The organism is Kitasatospora sp. NPDC017646 (genome assembly GCF_044329365.1).
In the GTDB taxonomy this organism is placed as follows: domain Bacteria; phylum Actinomycetota; class Actinomycetes; order Streptomycetales; family Streptomycetaceae; genus Kitasatospora.
The window spans coordinates 72,841-87,669 of the sequence record NZ_JBIRJC010000024.1 but is presented as its reverse complement, the minus strand read 5'-3'; the positions used below and the strand labels follow the sequence as shown (position 1 = coordinate 87,669).

Sequence of the window (14,829 nt, the reverse complement as noted above, 5' to 3'; positions counted from 1 at the left end):
AAAGTCCGCAGATACATACCTAACGTGCGAAAAGAACGGATGGAATCATCCGGCGCCCGTTTCCGAAGGGGAAGACGTGAACAAGGCTCAGCTTGTCGAAGCGGTGGCCGAGCAGCTGGGCGGTCGCAAGGCTGCCGCAGAGGCCGTCGACGCAGTGCTCGACACCATGGTCCGTGCCGTTGTGGCCGGTGACCGGGTTTCGGTCACCGGTTTCGGCACCTTCGAGAAGGTGGAGCGCTCCGCGCGCTTCGCCCGCAACCCGCAGACCGGCGAGCGGGTCAAGGTCAAGAAGACCTCGGTCCCCCGCTTCCGTCCGGGCCAGGGCTTCAAGGACCTGGTCAGCGGCAGCAAGAAGCTGCCGAAGGAAGGCCCCTCGGTGAAGAAGGCCCCCAAGGGCTCCCTCACCCCGGGCAAGACCGGTGTCGCCGCGACCCCGGCCGCCAAGCGTGCCGCCACCAAGCGCGCCGCCACCGCTGCTGCCGCCGCCCCGGCCGCGACCAAGAAGACCGCTGCCAAGAAGGCGACCACCACGGCTGCCGCCAAGAAGACCACGGCCACCGCCGCGAAGAAGGCGACCGCCGCGAAGAAGGCGACCCCGGCCGCCGCCAAGAAGACCACGGCCGCCGCGACCAAGAAGACGGCCGCCACCAAGAAGGCGACCCCGGCCGCCGCCGCCAAGAAGACCACGGCCACCGCCAAGAAGGCGACCGCCGCGGCCAAGAAGACGGCGCCGGCGAAGAAGACCGCCACCCGCAAGACCACCGCGCGCAAGACCTCCGCCAAGTAAGTCCCGCGCGACTGTCCTCGGACGGCCTTCGGCTCAGAGCCGCGGCACCCCTTCCGCGAACGCGGAGACCGGGTGGCCGCGGCTCTCTCGGTTTCCGGGCGCTCAGTCAGGATTCGACGGCGGCCGTCGGCCGGGCGCGGAGGACCGCGGAGGACCAGCGCCGACCACGGGAAAGCCGGGAACGGCGGTAACGGCGGGGAAGCCGGAGCCCGACGGGGTCAGCGCCCGTCGGCGGGGTCGGGGAAGGTCTGGAGGGTCACGAAGACCACCCGGCGGGCCTCGCCGGTGCCCTCGGTGCGGATGCGCACCCGCTGGCCGGGCCGCAGCAGCCGCAGGCCGCCGGCGTCGAAGGCGGCCGCGTCGAACGGCACCGGGGTCCCGTCGTCGAGCAGCACGGAGCCGGCCCGGGTGGCGGGGTCGAAGGTGAACGCGGTGGCCTGCATGCCAGCAGCATAGCGAGCGGCCGCAGCGGGCCCGCTGCTCAGGAGCGGATCAGGAACGGCCCATGCGGGCGAACAGCGCACGGGTGTAAGGGCCGAGGCCGAGCGCCGCCGCCTCGCCGAGGTCGGTCCGGGTGTCGACGTCCCGGCGCACCGACTCCACGCCGGTCAGGCGCAGTTCGAGCGCCCCGCCGGCCGCGTGCCGGGCCCGTGAACCGTCCCCGAAGGCGGGGGAGAGCGGGCGGCCGGGAGCGCTGGCGAGCAGGGTGGTGCCCAGGCCCGGGGAGTCGGGCAGGAAGGCCCGGCCGTCCGGCGGCACCGCGCCCAGCACCCGGGCGAGTTCGGCGGGGCGCAGGGCCGGCAGGTCCGCCGAGAGGGCGGCCAGCGGTGCCCGCGGGGAGAGCGCCAGGGCGGCCGAGGCGCCGTGCGCCAGCGCCCGGTTGAGGCCGCCCTCGGGTTCGTCCGCGACGACCAGGGCGCCGAGCGCGGCCAGCCGGGCGCCGGCGGTGGCGTCCCGGGTGACCACCAGGACGCGCGCGACGCCCGGGGTGGCCAGTGCGGCGGTGACCGTGTCGAGGGCGAAGGACAGGGCCAGGTCGGCCCGGTGCGGCCCCGCGTACGGGGCCAGTCGGCTCTTCGCCAGGGCGAGCGGCTTGAGCGGCAGCACCAGCGACCAGGCGGCGGCGGGTGCGGCGGGCGCGACGGTCCCGCTGGGGCGTACGGTGTCCTGGGTCATCGGCGTCATTGTGACGCCGGTGCCGGAGCCCTCGCCAGGCCGTCCGAGCTGTGCGGACGTGCGTTTGATCACGCCCGCCCGGCGGGTTGGCGCGGTCGCTCGACAGCCGGTGAGCAGGCGGGCGACACTGTTCCGCGCCCGTGCGCCGGGCCCCGGTCGCAGTGGTGCGCGGCACCGGGAGGCTATGACCGCGGCACCCCACGTGCCGCATCGAAAGAGAAGGAGCTGGGGTGGCCCGCCGCTCGTACGCCAAGTTCGGCAACGCCGACTACGGCATCTGGTACCGCTTCGCGGCCGTGCTGGTGAAGCCGGTGACGACCGCCCTGGTGAAGCCCGACTGGCGGGGCTGGGAGCACATTCCGAAGCAGGGCGGCTTCATCGCCGCGGTGAACCACAATTCGATCATCGACCCGGTGATCTACGCGCACTGGCAGTACAACAGCGGGCGTCCACCGCGGATTCTCGGTAAGTCCTCGCTGTTCTCGATTCCCTTCATCGGATTCATGCTGCGCAAGACCGGTCAGATTCCGGTGTTCCGTGAGTCCACCGACGCCGCACAGGCTTTTCGGGCCGCGATCGACGCCGTCAACAACGGCCAGTGCGTGCAGTTCTACCCGGAGGGAACGCTCACCCGGGATCCGGACCTGTGGCCGATGACCGGCAAGAACGGGGTCGCCCGGGTCGCGCTGATGACCGGTGCGCCGGTCATCCCGGTCGCGCACTGGGGCGCCCACGAGATCATCCCGCCGTACGGCCGGGCCGGTTACGGCAAGGGCAAGTTCAACCTGTTCCCGCGGCACCGGGTGACCGTGGCGGCCGGGCCGGCGGTGGACCTGAGCAGGTACCGGGGCCAGGAGCTCACCGCCCAGGTGCTCAACGACGCCACCGAGGACATCATGGCGGCGATCACCGCCGTGCTGGCCGACATCCGCGGAGAGCAGCCGCCGGCCGAGCGCTACGACATGCGCAGGGCCGCCCGCGAGCGGGCCGCCGCCGCGCTGGCCGAGCGCCGTCGGGCCAAGGGCGCCCCGGACGACAACGACGGTGAGGGGACGGGCCGGTGACCCGCTGCGCCGTGATGGGGACCGGCTCCTGGGGCACCGCGTTCGCGATGGTGCTGGCCGACGCGGGCTGCGAGGTCGTGCTCTGGGCCCGCCGCCAGGAGCTGGTGGACGCCGTCAACACCACCCACGAGAACCCGGACTACCTGCCGGGCGTCCGGCTGCCCGACTCCGTGCGGGCCACCACCGACGCCGCCGAGGCGCTGGCCGGCGCCGACTTCGCGGTGCTCGTGGTGCCCTCGCAGACGCTTCGCGACAACCTGGCCGCCTGGGCGCCGCTGATCGAGCCGCAGACCGTGCTGGTGAGCCTGATGAAGGGCATCGAACTCGGCACCGCCAAGCGGATGAGCGAGGTCATCGACGAGGTGGCCAAGGTCGGCCCGGGGCGGGTCGCGGTGGTCAGCGGGCCCAACCTGGCCAAGGAGATCGCCAACCGGCAGCCCGCCGCCAGCGTGGTGGCCTGCACCGACGAGTCGGTCGCCAAGCGGCTCCAGGCGGCCTGCCACACGCCGTACTTCCGGCCCTACACCAACACCGACGTGATCGGTTGTGAACTCGGCGGTGCGGTCAAGAACGTGATCGGGCTGGCCGTCGGCATGGCGGCCGGCATGGGGCTCGGCGACAACACCAAGGCGACGCTGATCACCCGCGGGCTGGCCGAGACCACCCGGCTCGGCGAGGTGCTGGGCGCCGACCCGCACACCTTCGCGGGGCTGGCCGGGATGGGCGACCTGGTCGCCACCTGTTCCTCGCCGCTCTCGCGCAACAACACCTTCGGCATGAACCTGGGCCGGGGCATGTCGCTGGCCGAGACCATCGCGGCCACCCGGCAGACCGCGGAGGGCGTCAAGTCCTGCGAGTCGGTACTGGACCTGGCCCGGCGCAGCGGGGTCGACATGCCGATCGTCGAGGCCGTGGTGGACGTGGTGCACAACGGGCGACCGACCCAGGAGGCGCTGCAGGCGCTGATGTCGCGCTCGGCCAAGGCGGAGCGGCGCTGACGCGACGGGGCTCCGGGAAGGCGCTGACTTCCCGGAAACACCTCGCACGGTAGTCTCGAACGCGATATGAGCATCGAACAGACCTCCCCGAACCCCTCCGCCCGGAAGCCCCGCGTGGCGCTGGTCTTCGGCGGGCGCAGCTCCGAGCACGCGATCTCGGTCTCCACCGCGGGCAGCGTTCTCCGGGCGATCGACCGCGACAAGTACGACGTGCTGCCGATCGGCATCACCCACGAGGGCCGCTGGGCGCTGACCAGCGACGAGCCGGCCCGGATGGCGATCACCGACGGCAGGCTGCCGGACGTGGCGCACGTCGCCGAGGCCGTCGACGGGCAGGTCGCGCTGCCGGTCTCCCCCGGCAGCCGTGAGGTGCTGCTGAGCGAGCCGGGCAGCGCCCCCAAGGCCCTCGGCGAGGTCGACGTGGTGTTCCCGCTGCTGCACGGCCCGTGGGGCGAGGACGGCACCCTCCAAGGCCTGCTGGAGCTCTCCGGCGTCCCGTACGTCGGCAACGGCGTGCTGGCCAGCGCGGCCGGCATGGACAAGGAGTTCGCCAAGCGGATCCTGGCCTCGCACGGTCTGGGCGTCGGCCACTACACGATCGTGCGGCCGCGCGACTGGGAGACCGAGCAGGGCCGCGCCGACGTGCGCGAGCGGGTCGCCGAACTCGGCCTGCCGGTGTTCGTGAAGCCCTGCCGGGCCGGTTCCAGCATCGGCATCACCAAGGTCCGGGACCTGGCCGACCTGGACGCGGCGATCGAGGAGGCCCGCCGGCACGACCCCAAGCTGATCATCGAGGCGGGCGTGTCCGGTCGCGAGATCGAGTGCGGCGTGCTGGAGTTCGAGGACGGCCCGCGGGCCAGCGTCCCGGCCGAGGTGCTGGTCGGCGAGGGCTTCGACTTCTACGACTTCGAGGCCAAGTACATCGACTCCTCCGAGGTCCGGATCCCGGCCGAGCTGACCGAGGAGGAGGTCGCGGAGATCCGGCGCCAGGCGGTGGCCGCGTTCGAGGCCTTCGGCTGCGAGGGCCTGGCCCGGGTGGACTTCTTCCTGCTGGAGGACGGCAGCTGGATGATCAACGAGATCAACACCATGCCGGGCTTCACCCCGATCTCCGCCTACCCGAAGATGTGGGAGGCCACCGGCGTCTCGTACGCGGAGCTGATCGACCGGCTGCTGCAGACCGCGCTGCGCCGCTCGACCGGGCTCCGGTAGCGGACCCGCACCCGTCGCGCGCGGGCCGGGACCTCCCGGCCCGCGGGGCCACCCGCCCGCTCGCCTCCGGGGCGTTGCGGACCCGGTGCCGACGGTCGGCGCTCCGGCGCTCGTGCCGCGCTTCTCCCTTTCGGCACCGGCGCGCCCCTTCGGCCCGGGGCGGGAACTCGCCCGCTCGCGACGGTTCAGCCCGGGATGTTGGCCTTGACCGCCGGGGTCAGCGCGGCGGCCGGATCGAAGGGGTTCTGCGCGGCTCCGGCGGGGACGGTCACCTCGACGTAGGCGGCGCGCATGGTCGTCACGAAGCGGTAGCCGCCGTCGCTGAGCTTCTTCGACCACCAGGTGACGTCGTCGACGGTCGGGGACCAGTCCTCGGCGTGCTCGCCGTTCAGCTCCTCCGGCCGGTCGACGCCGCAGCGCAGCACCGTCCGGGGCGAACTGCTCCAGGCGGCCACGTACGGCGAGGCGGGCGACGGGTCCTCGCGGGCGTGGCCGAGCAGTTCCTGCGGCAGCGCCGCGGCCAGCGCCCGGCAGTACCCGGCCGCCCGGCCGGAGGGCTGCGGCACCTCGACGGCCGGGTCGGCCGAACTCCAACTGCCGACCAGCGCCACCACGGTGCAGGTCAGCACGACGGGAAGGGCCAGCCAGCGGACCGGCGCGGGAAGCGCGGTCAGCGCCTCGGGGATGCGGAGTTCTCTGGCCACCCGCCGATGGTAGCCGGGGCTACAGATGGACCACCGGACAGGTGAGGGTGCGGGTGATGCCCTCCACCTTCTGGACCTTGGCGACCACCATGCGGCCCAGGTCGTCCACCGTCTCGGCCTCGGCCTTGACGATCACGTCGTACGGACCGGTGACGTCCTCGGCGGTGATCACGCCGGGAATCTTCGAGATGGTCTCGGCCACCGCAGTGGCCTTCCCTACCTCGGTCTGGATCAGGATGTATGCCTGTACCACGGGTGACCTCCCGGCGGCCGGTTGGAGGGGATCGCCGCCGTGATCGCCCGGTCTGGGGCAGGGGTGGACGCGGGCTCACCGGCAGGCTGATCACCACGCTACCGCGCAGTGGGCCGGGGAGGGGAGACTTCCGCACCCCCGAAGGGCGTACGCTGCGCGCGGGGGAGCGCTACGGGGACTGGAATCCGGATGGCGGCGCCATCCGGGCAGGAAAGGCGAGAGGACGCAGATGCAGGGGACCGTGGGCGAGCTCGGCGAGTTCGGCCTCATCAGGGAGCTGACCTCCCGGGTACCGCTCACCGACGCGGTCGACCTCGGCCCCGGGGACGACGCCGCGGTGGTGAAGGCCCCGGACGGCCGGGTGGTGGCCACCACGGACGTCCTGATCGAGAACCGGCACTTCCGCCGGGACTGGTCCACCGCCTACGACGTGGGCCGCAAGGCCGCCGCCCAGAACCTCGCCGACGTGGCCGCGATGGGCGCGGTGCCGACCGCGATACTGCTCGGGCTGGTCGCCCCCGCCGACCTGCCGACCACCTGGGCCACCGAGCTGATGGACGGGCTGCGCGACGAATGCCAGGTCGCCGGGGCGACGGTGGTCGGCGGCGACGTGGTGCGCGGCGACACCGTCACGCTGGCGATCACGGCGCTCGGCGACCTCCAGGGGCGCGCGGCGGTGACGCGCTCCGGCGCCCAGGTCGGAGACGTGGTCGCGGTGAGCGGCTGGCTGGGCTGGTCCGCGGCCGGACTGACCGTGCTGCAGCGCGGCTTCCGCTCCCCGCGCGCCTTCGTCGAGGCGCACCGCCGGCCCGAGCCGCCGTACCACGCGGGCCCGGCCGCGGCCGAGTTGGGCGCGACCTCGATGATCGACGTGAGCGACGGGCTGGTCGCCGACCTCGGCCACGTGGCCCGGGCCAGCGAGGTGGACATCGACCTGAAGGCCGCCGACTTCGACGTCCCGGCGCAGATGGCCGACATCGGACAGGCGGTCGGGGTGGACCCGTTGGTCTGGGTGCTGTCCGGCGGCGAGGACCACGCGATCGTGGCGACCTTCCCGCGCGGGGTCCAACTCCCTTCCCGCTGGCGGGTTGTGGGCGAGGTGACCGGACGTCCGCGGGGCTCGCGCAGCGGCCGGGTGACGGTGGACGGCGCGCCCTGGGACCGGGTCGGCGGCTGGGACCACTTCGCCGAGTGAGGTGCGTCGCCGGGTGACGCAGATCGCCGGGTGGCGCACTTCGCCGACTGACGTACGGAGTACGGCTGACGGAGCGTGGACGCCGGTGCGGCGCGTGACGCTCCGGGCGTTGCGGCGGCGGGCTTCGAGGATGCGTTGTGCGTAGGCTTGCGCCATCCGAGGCCGCCCGCCGTCCGGCGCGGCTGGTCCGATCCACTGCGAGCGGGAGCACACCACACATGCGCATCGGTGTACTGACCAGCGGCGGCGACTGCCCCGGCCTCAACGCGGTGATCCGCTCGGTCGTGCACCGGGGCACGGACGTCCACGGCGACGAGATCGTGGGCATCCAGGACGGCTTCCTCGGTTTCATCGAGGGTCGCACCCGGCCGGTCACGCACGACGACGTCACCGGCCTGCTCACCCTCGGGGGCACCATCCTGGGCTCGGCCCGGGTGCAGCGCGAGCGGATCGCCTGGGCGGTGGAGAACGCCGGGACGCTGGCCCGGGACATCGGCATCGACGCGCTGATCGCGATCGGCGGCGAGGGGACGCTGACCGCCGCCAAGCTGTTCAGTGACGCCGGGCTGCCCGTCGTCGCGGTGCCCAAGACCATCGACAACGACATCGACGCCACCGACGTCACCTTCGGCTTCGACACCGCGGTGCACGTGGCCACCGAGGCGATCGACCGGCTGAAGACCACCGCCGAGTCCCACCAGCGCGTCATGGTGGTCGAGTTGATGGGACGGCACACCGGCTGGATCACCCTCACCGCGGGCATGGCCGCCGGCGCCCACGGCATCCTGATCCCGGAGAAGCCCTTCGACATCGAGGCGGTGGCCCGGATGGTCGAGGACCGCTTCGACCGCGGCAAGAAGTTCGCCATCATCGCCGTCGCCGAGGGCGCCGCCCCGGTGCCCGGCACCATGCGCTTCGACCACGGTGACGTCGACCAGTACGGCCACCGCACCTTCGGCGGGATCGGCAACCGGCTCGCCCACGAGCTGGAGGACCTGCTCGGCAAGGAGGCCCGCCCGGTCATCCTCGGCCACACCCAGCGCGGCGGCACCCCGACCGCCCGCGACCGGGTGCTCGCCACCCGCTTCGGCTGGCACGCGGTGGAGGCGGTCCACCGGGGCGAGTTCGGGCACTTCACCGCGCTGCGCCGGACCGGCATCGAGCTGCTGCCGATCGGCCTCGCGGTGACCCGGCTGAAGACGGTGCCGGAGGACCGCTGGGCGGAATCCGAGGCCGTGCTCTGAACCGCCGCAGGTAGGTTGGAGGCATGTCCTCCACCGCACCTCCCCGCGTCCTCACCGTCGCCGGCTCCGACTCCGGCGGCGGCGCCGGCATCCAGGCCGACCTCAAGGCGATGCTCGCCCTCGGCGTCCACGGCATGAGCGTGATCACCGCCGTCACCGCGCAGAACTCCCTCGGCGTCCAGGGCTACTGGGAACTGCCGGCCGAGGCCGTCCGGGCGCAGTTCCGCAGCGTGGTGGACGACATCGGGGTGCAGGCCGTGAAGACCGGCATGCTCGCCTCGACCGAGCTGGTCGGGACCGTCGCCGACCTGCTCTCCGGGGTGGACGCCCCGGTGGTGGTCGACCCGGTCGGCGTCTCCAAGCACGGGGACGCGCTGCTGGCCGCCGAGGCGGTGGCCACCGTCCGGGAGAAGCTGCTGCCGGTCGCCACCGTGGTCACCCCCAACCTGCACGAAGTGACGCAGCTCACCGGCCGGACCGTCGAGGACGAGTCGCAGATGCTGGCCGCCGCCGAGGCGCTGCTGGACCTCGGGCCGCAGTGGGTGCTCGTCAAGGGCGGCCACCTGGCGGGCGAGGCCGCCGACCTGCTGTACGGCGGGCCCGGCGAGGTCCACTGGTACCGGGCGCCGCGCTACGACAACCGGCACACCCACGGCACCGGATGCACCCTGGCCAGCTCCATCGCGGCCGGCCTGGCCAAGGGCGAGTCGCTGCCCGAGGCGGTGGGCTCGGCCAAGGAGTACGTCACCGGTGCGATCGCCGGGGGCTTCGCCCTGGGCGCCGGGATCGGCCCGGTCGACCACGCCTGGCGCTGGCGCTAGCCGGAACGCAGTGATGGGCGGGCCCCCGAGGGGGTCCGCCCATCACTGGAATGCGTCCGGAAAGCGTGACCGGTCCCGGAAACAGCGAAGCCGGTCCATCCGGGGATGAACCGACTCACTGGAGGACCGGCATGCCGGTCTGCGCGTCAGCGCGAGACCTTACCGGCCTTGATGCACGAGGTGCAGACGTTGAGCCGCTTCGGCGTCCGCCCAATCACAGCGCGCACCGTCTGGATGTTGGGGTTCCAACGACGGGGGGTACGGCGGTGAGAGTGGGAGATGCTGTTGCCGAAGCCCGGCCCCTTGCCGCAGACGTCGCAGTTGGCAGCCACAGGAGTCACTCCAAGACTTCAGATCAGTTACTTTCGAAAACCCCGCCCACCCACCGGAGCACTCGCGTGAACCAGACCGGATAAGGGGGTGAGCCTGGACGGTTCCAGGCAACCGGAAGAGCATACAACGCTTGCTTCCGTCCCACGAAACTACCATGACCGGCCGAGTGATCGCTCCGGTCGCCGGTCCCGGCGGCCCTCCCCGGCCCCCGATAACCTGCGGGTACCACCCCTCGCCGCTGCATTCGATGTGTTGCAGCTCGACAGGCCATATCGGCGTCCCATCCGGAGGAGACCTGGTGCTGCACACGCTCGACGCCCCCGCCGTGCGCACCTGGTGCCAGCTCGCCCTGCGCGCGCTCGGCCAGGCCCGCGAGGAGATCGACGCGCTGAACGTCTACCCCGTCCCGGACGGCGACACCGGCACCAACCTCTACCTGACCGTCGAGTCCGCCGCCGCCGAGGTGGAGAGCCGCTTCGCCGACCCCGCCGCCGCCCCGGCCCCCGGGCTGGCCGACACCGTGCGGGCGATGGCCCGCGGCGCGCTGGTCGGCGCCCGCGGCAACTCCGGGGTGATCCTCGCCCAGTGGCTGCGCGGCACCGCCGAGAAGCTCGCCGAGGGCGGCGGCGCCGACCAGCTGCGGGCCGCCCTCCAGCGGGCCGCCGACTCCGCCTACCAGGCCGTCGCGGAGCCCGTCGAGGGCACCCTGCTCACCGTCGCCCGGGTCGCCGCCCGCGAGGCGGTACGGGCCGGGGACGGGCTCGCGCAGGTCGCCGACACCGCCCACCGGGCCGCCCGGGACGCGCTGCGGCACACCCCCGAACAGCTCGCCGTACTGGCCGAGAACGGGGTGGTGGACGCCGGCGGGCGCGGCCTGGTGGCCGTCCTCGGCGCGCTCGCCGACGCCGTCACCGGACAGCAGCCGATGGGGCCGGTCGCACTGCGCGGGGACGTCCGGGTGGTGGAGGGCTGCGAGGTGCACCTGCGCCCACCCGCCGCCCGCCGCCACCCTGCGCTCGGATCGCTGCGCGACGCCCCCCTCGTGGGCCCCGGCCACCCCGCCTTCGAGGTCATCTACCTGCTGGACGCCCCGGACGAGGCGCTGCCGGGGCTGCGCGAGCGGCTCGGGCGGCTCGGCGACTCGCTGGTGATCGGCGGCGGCGACGGCCTGTGGAACGTGCACGTCCACGTGGACGACGCGGGCGCCGCCGTGGAGGCCGGGGTCGAGGCGGGGCGCCCGCACCAGATCCGGATCACCCACTTCGCGGAGGCCGCCGCCCGGGCCGGCACCGCCGCCGAGCGCGGCGAACGCGAGGAGCGGGCCCGCGCGGTGCTCTCCGTGGTCTCCGGCGAGGGGCTGGCCGAACTCTGCGAGCAGGCGGGCGCCGTCGTCCTGCACGCCGACCCGGACCGCCGACCGGCCAGCGCCGAACTCGCCGACGCCGTGCGCGGCTCGGCCGCCCGCGAGGTGGTGCTGCTGCTCAACGACCCCGAACTGCGCGCCGCTGCCGGCGCCGCCGCCGACCAGCTGCGCGAGGAGGGCGTGCGGATCGCCGTACTGCCCACCCGCTCCCCGGTGCAGGGCCTCGCGGCGCTCGCGGTGCACGAGGGCGGCCGGCGCTTCGACGAGGACGTGGTGGCCATGACCTCCGCCGCCGGGGCCACCCGGTACGCCGAACTGGCCGTCGCCGAGGGGGAGTCCTGGACCATGGCCGGGGTCTGCCAGGCCGGCGACGTGCTGGGCCTGATCGACGGCGACGTCGCGGTGATCGGCGCCGGGCTGGCCGAGGTCGGTGAGAGCGTGCTGGACCGGATGCTCGGTGCGGGCGGCGAACTCGTCACCCTGATCCTCGGCGAGGGCGCCGACCGGGCGCTCGCCGACCGGCTGGTGGCGCACGTCCGCCAGCAGCGGCCGGAGGTGGACTCGGTGGTCTTCCACGGGGGGCAGGAGTCCACGCCGCTGCTCATCGGGGTCGAGTGAGCCGGGGCCGGTGAACCGGAGCGGAGTGAGTCGCCCTTCGTGAGGCCCGGTTCGTCGGTCCCGTGGTGTAAACAGGGGCCTGATGGGCGCTCTCGATGAACCACTGACCAAGCTCGTCGGCGACCGCACCGCCAAGGTGCTCGCCGACAGCCTCAAGCTGCGCACGGTCGGGGACCTGCTGCACCACTACCCGCGCCGCTACGTCGAACGCGGCCAGCTCACCAGCCTGGACGAGCTGGAGATCGACGAGCACGTCACCGTGCTGGCCCGGATCGAGAAGGTCACCCTGATCCCGTTCCGCGGCCGCAAGGGCGACCGGCTGGAGGTCGTCGTCACCGACGGCCGCAGCCGGCTCTCGCTGGTCTTCTTCAACCAGGGCTGGCGGCAGAAGGAGCTCAAGGCCGGCGCCCAGGGCCTGTTCGCCGGCAAGGTCGGCGTGTTCAACCGCACCCGTCAGCTGGTCTCGCCCGACTACCAGCTGCTCGACGAGGACACCGGGTCGGACGCGGCGCAGCAGTTCGCCGGCCGGCTCATCCCGGTGTACGGCGCCAGCGCGCAGATGCCCAGCTGGAAGCTGTCCATCTGCATCGAGACCGCCCTCACCAAGCACCTCGGCGACGTCGGCGAGCCGCTGCCCGCCGAACTGCGAGAGCGGCACGACCTGATCCCGCTGCCCGAGGCGCTGGAGCTGATCCACCGCCCGCGCAGCCAGGCCGACCGCGAACGCGCCCAGAGCCGGCTGCGCTGGGACGAGGCCTTCGTCCTCCAGGTCGCCCTCGCCCAGCGCCGGGCCGCCGACTCCGCCCTGCCCGCCAAGCCGCGCAGGGCCCGCGAGGGCGGACTGCTGGACGCCTTCGACGCCCGGTTGCCGTTCACCCTCACCGAGGGCCAGCAGAAGGTCTCCGCCGAGATCGCCGCCGACCTGGCGACCGAGCACCCGATGCACCGGCTGCTCCAGGGCGAGGTCGGCTCCGGGAAGACCCTGGTCGCGCTGCGCGCCATGCTCGCCGTGGTGGACGCCGGCGGCCAGGCCGTGCTGCTCGCGCCCACCGAGGTGCTCGCCCAGCAGCACCACCGCTCGATCGTCGAGATGATGGGCGACCTCGCCGAGGGCGGCATGCTCGGCGGCGCCGACCTGGGTACCCGGGTGGTGCTGCTGACCGGTTCGATGGGCGTTGCGGCCCGCCGCCAGGCGCTGCTGGACATGGCCTGCGGGGACGCCGGGATCGCCATCGGCACCCACGCGCTGATCGAGGACAAGGTGCAGTTCCAGGACCTCGGCCTGGTCGTGGTGGACGAGCAGCACCGCTTCGGCGTCGAGCAGCGGGACGCGCTGCGCGCCAAGGGCGAGCAGCCGCCGCACCTGCTGGTGATGACCGCCACCCCGATCCCGCGCACCGTCGCGATGACCGTCTTCGGGGACCTGGAGACCTCCGTCCTGGACCAGCTCCCGGCCGGCCGCTCGCCGATCTCCACCCACGTCGTCCCCGCGCTGGAGAAGCCCAACTTCCTGTCCCGGGCCTGGGAGCGGGTCCGCGAGGAGGTCGGCAAGGGCCACCAGGCGTACGTGGTCTGCCCCCGGATCGGGGACGAGGAGCCGGCCGTTCCGGCGAAGGGCGGCAAGAAGAAGCGCAAGGCCGCCGAGGAGGACTTCGAGGAGGTCGCGGACGCGGGCGCCGCGAGCGACGAACGGAGGCCCCCGCTCTCGGTGGTGGAGACCGCCGAGACGCTGGTGCGGGGTCCGCTGAGCGGCCTGCGGGTGGAGATCCTGCACGGCCGGCTCGCCCCGGAGGCCAAGGACGAGGTGATGCGACGGTTCGCGGCGGGGGAGGTGGACGTCCTGGTCGCCACCACCGTCATCGAGGTCGGCGTGAACGTCCCCAACTCCACCGTGATGGTCATCATGGACGCCGACCGCTTCGGCGTCTCCCAGCTCCACCAGCTGCGCGGCCGGGTCGGCCGGGGCAGCGCGGCGGGCCTGTGCCTGCTGGTCAGCGAGATGCCCGGGGGCAGCGCCGCCCGCAGCCGGCTGGACGCGGTGGCCGGCACGCTGGACGGCTTCGAGCTCTCCCGGATCGACCTCGAACAGCGCCGCGAGGGCGACGTGCTGGGCCAGGCGCAGTCCGGGGTGAAGTCCTCGCTCAAGGTGCTCTCGGTGCTGGAGGACGAGGACGTCATCCTGACCGCCCGGAGCGAGGCCACCCGGCTGGTCGCCGAGGACCCGGACCTGGCCGCCCACCCGGAGCTGCGCACCGCGCTGGAGAGCCTGCTCGACGAGGACCGCGCGGTCTACCTGGAGAAGGGCTGAGCGGGGCCGTGGAGCCCCCGGAATTGTCAGACCCCCGGGAGAGAATGGAGTTGTTCAGGACGCACCCTCAAGGTGCGTACCTGGCACGACACTTGGGGGTCCTGCCATGGCATTCCGTCATCTCAACGAGCTCCCGCTGGGCGACAAGGTCTTCCGGATCGAACTCGCCAGCGACGACGACCGCGAGGTCACCCTCACCCTGACCGGCTGGCGCGAGGGAGCGGCCGCCGCGCCGCTCGCCTCGGGCAAGCTCCGCCTGCCGGTCGAGGACGTCGCCTCGCTGCGGATCGCGCTCAACCGCGCGCTGCGGGCGCTGGCGATCGTCGCCGACGTCTCCGAGCCCATCCCCGACCGCGACGTGCTGCGCGAGCTGTACCCCGGCCACGGCGCCCCCTGGGTGCCGCAGCACGAGGAGGAGCTGGTCCGGCGCTTCCACGACGGCGAGACCGTCGCCCGGATCGCCGCCCGCTTCGGCCGCACCCCCGACTCCGTCCGGACCAAGCTGCGCGAGCTCGGGCACGACCCGCGCCGCCCCGAGTTCTGCCCGCCCGACGGCTGTCTGTCCTGGTCCCGCTACGCCTCGCCGGCCCTGCTCGGCGCGGCCGGCCCGGCGCAGCAGGCGGGCTCCGAGGCGAGCTGACCGCCCGAGTGCGCGGCTGCGGCCCGGTGGGGGCGTCCCGTCGGGCCGCGGCCGTTCGGCGTGGGCCCGGCACGGAGATCGGGATAGCGTGGTCGGGCAGCGACGAAAGGACC

The 14,829-nt window shown here is 73.4% G+C and carries 15 protein-coding genes; 10 read left to right on the top strand and 5 right to left on the bottom strand.

Features of this window, described 5'->3' with window-relative positions; translation table 11 throughout:
• The first annotated feature begins 76 nt into the window (after positions 1 to 76).
• Positions 77 to 787, top strand: coding sequence for an HU family DNA-binding protein (locus ACH4J0_RS29890; protein ID WP_396243728.1), 711 nt, complete (start codon positions 77 to 79; stop codon positions 785 to 787).
• A gap of 218 nt (positions 788 to 1,005) precedes the next feature.
• Here the strand turns inward: ACH4J0_RS29890 and ACH4J0_RS29885 are convergent, their stop codons facing one another.
• Together ACH4J0_RS29885 and cofC are read right to left on the bottom strand one after the other, a co-directional pair.
• Positions 1,006 to 1,230, bottom strand: coding sequence for a hypothetical protein (locus tag ACH4J0_RS29885; protein WP_030288047.1), 225 nt, complete (start codon positions 1,228 to 1,230; stop codon positions 1,006 to 1,008).
• A gap of 49 nt (positions 1,231 to 1,279) precedes the next feature.
• Positions 1,280 to 1,963 (bottom strand): 2-phospho-L-lactate guanylyltransferase, encoded by a 684-nt coding sequence (gene cofC, locus ACH4J0_RS29880; protein ID WP_396243727.1) that lies wholly within the window; start codon positions 1,961 to 1,963, stop codon positions 1,280 to 1,282.
• A 230-nt stretch (positions 1,964 to 2,193) separates the two neighbouring features.
• Between cofC and ACH4J0_RS29875 the strand changes: the two genes are divergently transcribed.
• The 3 genes from ACH4J0_RS29875 to ACH4J0_RS29865 all read left to right on the top strand — a co-directional run bounded on the left by ACH4J0_RS29875 (position 2,194) and on the right by ACH4J0_RS29865 (position 5,237).
• A complete protein-coding gene (locus ACH4J0_RS29875; RefSeq protein ID WP_396243726.1) occupies positions 2,194 to 3,027 on the top strand; it encodes a lysophospholipid acyltransferase family protein in 834 nt (277 codons plus the stop codon).
• A gap of 14 nt (positions 3,028 to 3,041) precedes the next feature.
• Positions 3,042 to 4,025: an NAD(P)H-dependent glycerol-3-phosphate dehydrogenase gene (locus ACH4J0_RS29870; protein WP_396243741.1), complete on the top strand. Its 984-nt coding sequence runs from the start codon at positions 3,042 to 3,044 to the stop codon at positions 4,023 to 4,025.
• Between the two features lie 66 nt (positions 4,026 to 4,091).
• A complete protein-coding gene (locus ACH4J0_RS29865; RefSeq protein ID WP_396243725.1) occupies positions 4,092 to 5,237 on the top strand; it encodes a D-alanine--D-alanine ligase family protein in 1,146 nt (381 codons plus the stop codon).
• 185 nt (positions 5,238 to 5,422) lie between these two features.
• Here the strand turns inward: ACH4J0_RS29865 and ACH4J0_RS29860 are convergent, their stop codons facing one another.
• Positions 5,423 to 5,941, bottom strand: a complete 519-nt coding sequence (locus ACH4J0_RS29860) for a DUF3515 domain-containing protein (RefSeq protein WP_396243724.1) — start codon at positions 5,939 to 5,941, stop codon at positions 5,423 to 5,425.
• A 19-nt stretch (positions 5,942 to 5,960) separates the two neighbouring features.
• Entirely contained in the window at positions 5,961 to 6,194 is a 234-nt protein-coding gene (locus ACH4J0_RS29855) for an Lrp/AsnC family transcriptional regulator (protein WP_270143814.1), read from the bottom strand.
• A 229-nt stretch (positions 6,195 to 6,423) separates the two neighbouring features.
• On the opposite strand from ACH4J0_RS29855, the gene ACH4J0_RS29850 reads away from it, so the two are divergent.
• From ACH4J0_RS29850 to thiD, 3 genes are all read left to right on the top strand, one after another.
• Positions 6,424 to 7,389, top strand: coding sequence for a thiamine-phosphate kinase (locus tag ACH4J0_RS29850; protein ID WP_396243723.1), 966 nt, complete (start codon positions 6,424 to 6,426; stop codon positions 7,387 to 7,389).
• A 218-nt stretch (positions 7,390 to 7,607) separates the two neighbouring features.
• A complete protein-coding gene (locus ACH4J0_RS29845; protein ID WP_396243722.1) occupies positions 7,608 to 8,633 on the top strand; it encodes an ATP-dependent 6-phosphofructokinase in 1,026 nt (341 codons plus the stop codon).
• Between the two features lie 23 nt (positions 8,634 to 8,656).
• Entirely contained in the window at positions 8,657 to 9,454 is a 798-nt protein-coding gene (gene thiD / locus ACH4J0_RS29840) for a bifunctional hydroxymethylpyrimidine kinase/phosphomethylpyrimidine kinase (RefSeq protein ID WP_396243721.1), read from the top strand.
• A 146-nt stretch (positions 9,455 to 9,600) separates the two neighbouring features.
• Here thiD and rpmB read toward each other — a convergent pair whose 3' ends face one another.
• Positions 9,601 to 9,786 carry a 50S ribosomal protein L28 gene (gene rpmB, locus ACH4J0_RS29835; RefSeq protein ID WP_014138233.1) on the bottom strand — a complete coding sequence of 62 codons (186 nt, stop codon included), beginning with the start codon at positions 9,784 to 9,786 and terminating at the stop codon, positions 9,601 to 9,603.
• A 248-nt stretch (positions 9,787 to 10,034) separates the two neighbouring features.
• Here rpmB and ACH4J0_RS29830 point away from each other — a divergent pair, with 248 nt between their 5' ends.
• From ACH4J0_RS29830 to ACH4J0_RS29820, 3 genes are all read left to right on the top strand, one after another.
• The gene (locus ACH4J0_RS29830) at positions 10,035 to 11,768 is read left to right on the top strand and encodes a DAK2 domain-containing protein (RefSeq protein ID WP_396243720.1); all 1,734 of its coding nucleotides are present in this window, start codon (positions 10,035 to 10,037) and stop codon (positions 11,766 to 11,768) included.
• 82 nt (positions 11,769 to 11,850) lie between these two features.
• Positions 11,851 to 14,076, top strand: a complete 2,226-nt coding sequence (recG, locus tag ACH4J0_RS29825) for an ATP-dependent DNA helicase RecG (protein ID WP_396243719.1) — start codon at positions 11,851 to 11,853, stop codon at positions 14,074 to 14,076.
• Positions 14,077 to 14,182: 106 nt separating this feature from the next.
• Positions 14,183 to 14,716 (top strand): hypothetical protein, encoded by a 534-nt coding sequence (locus tag ACH4J0_RS29820; RefSeq protein WP_396243718.1) that lies wholly within the window; start codon positions 14,183 to 14,185, stop codon positions 14,714 to 14,716.
• Positions 14,717 to 14,829 lie beyond the last annotated feature (113 nt).

Excerpts from the sequence above, each read along its gene's own strand:
- ACH4J0_RS29870 (WP_396243741.1), top strand. The coding sequence starts at position 3,042 with ATGGGGACCGGCTCCTGGGGCACCGCGTTCGCGATGGTGCTGGCCGAC.
- ACH4J0_RS29885 (WP_030288047.1), bottom strand. The coding sequence starts at position 1,230 with ATGCAGGCCACCGCGTTCACCTTCGACCCCGCCACCCGGGCCGGCTCC.
- ACH4J0_RS29845 (WP_396243722.1), top strand. The coding sequence starts at position 7,608 with ATGCGCATCGGTGTACTGACCAGCGGCGGCGACTGCCCCGGCCTCAAC.
- thiD (WP_396243721.1), top strand. The coding sequence starts at position 8,657 with ATGTCCTCCACCGCACCTCCCCGCGTCCTCACCGTCGCCGGCTCCGAC.
- ACH4J0_RS29820 (WP_396243718.1), top strand. The coding sequence starts at position 14,183 with ATGGCATTCCGTCATCTCAACGAGCTCCCGCTGGGCGACAAGGTCTTC.
- ACH4J0_RS29850 (WP_396243723.1), top strand. The coding sequence starts at position 6,424 with ATGCAGGGGACCGTGGGCGAGCTCGGCGAGTTCGGCCTCATCAGGGAG.
- ACH4J0_RS29865 (WP_396243725.1), top strand. The coding sequence starts at position 4,092 with ATGAGCATCGAACAGACCTCCCCGAACCCCTCCGCCCGGAAGCCCCGC.
- cofC (WP_396243727.1), bottom strand. The coding sequence starts at position 1,963 with ATGACCCAGGACACCGTACGCCCCAGCGGGACCGTCGCGCCCGCCGCA.
- ACH4J0_RS29830 (WP_396243720.1), top strand. The coding sequence starts at position 10,035 with ATGTGTTGCAGCTCGACAGGCCATATCGGCGTCCCATCCGGAGGAGAC.
- recG (WP_396243719.1), top strand. The coding sequence starts at position 11,851 with ATGGGCGCTCTCGATGAACCACTGACCAAGCTCGTCGGCGACCGCACC.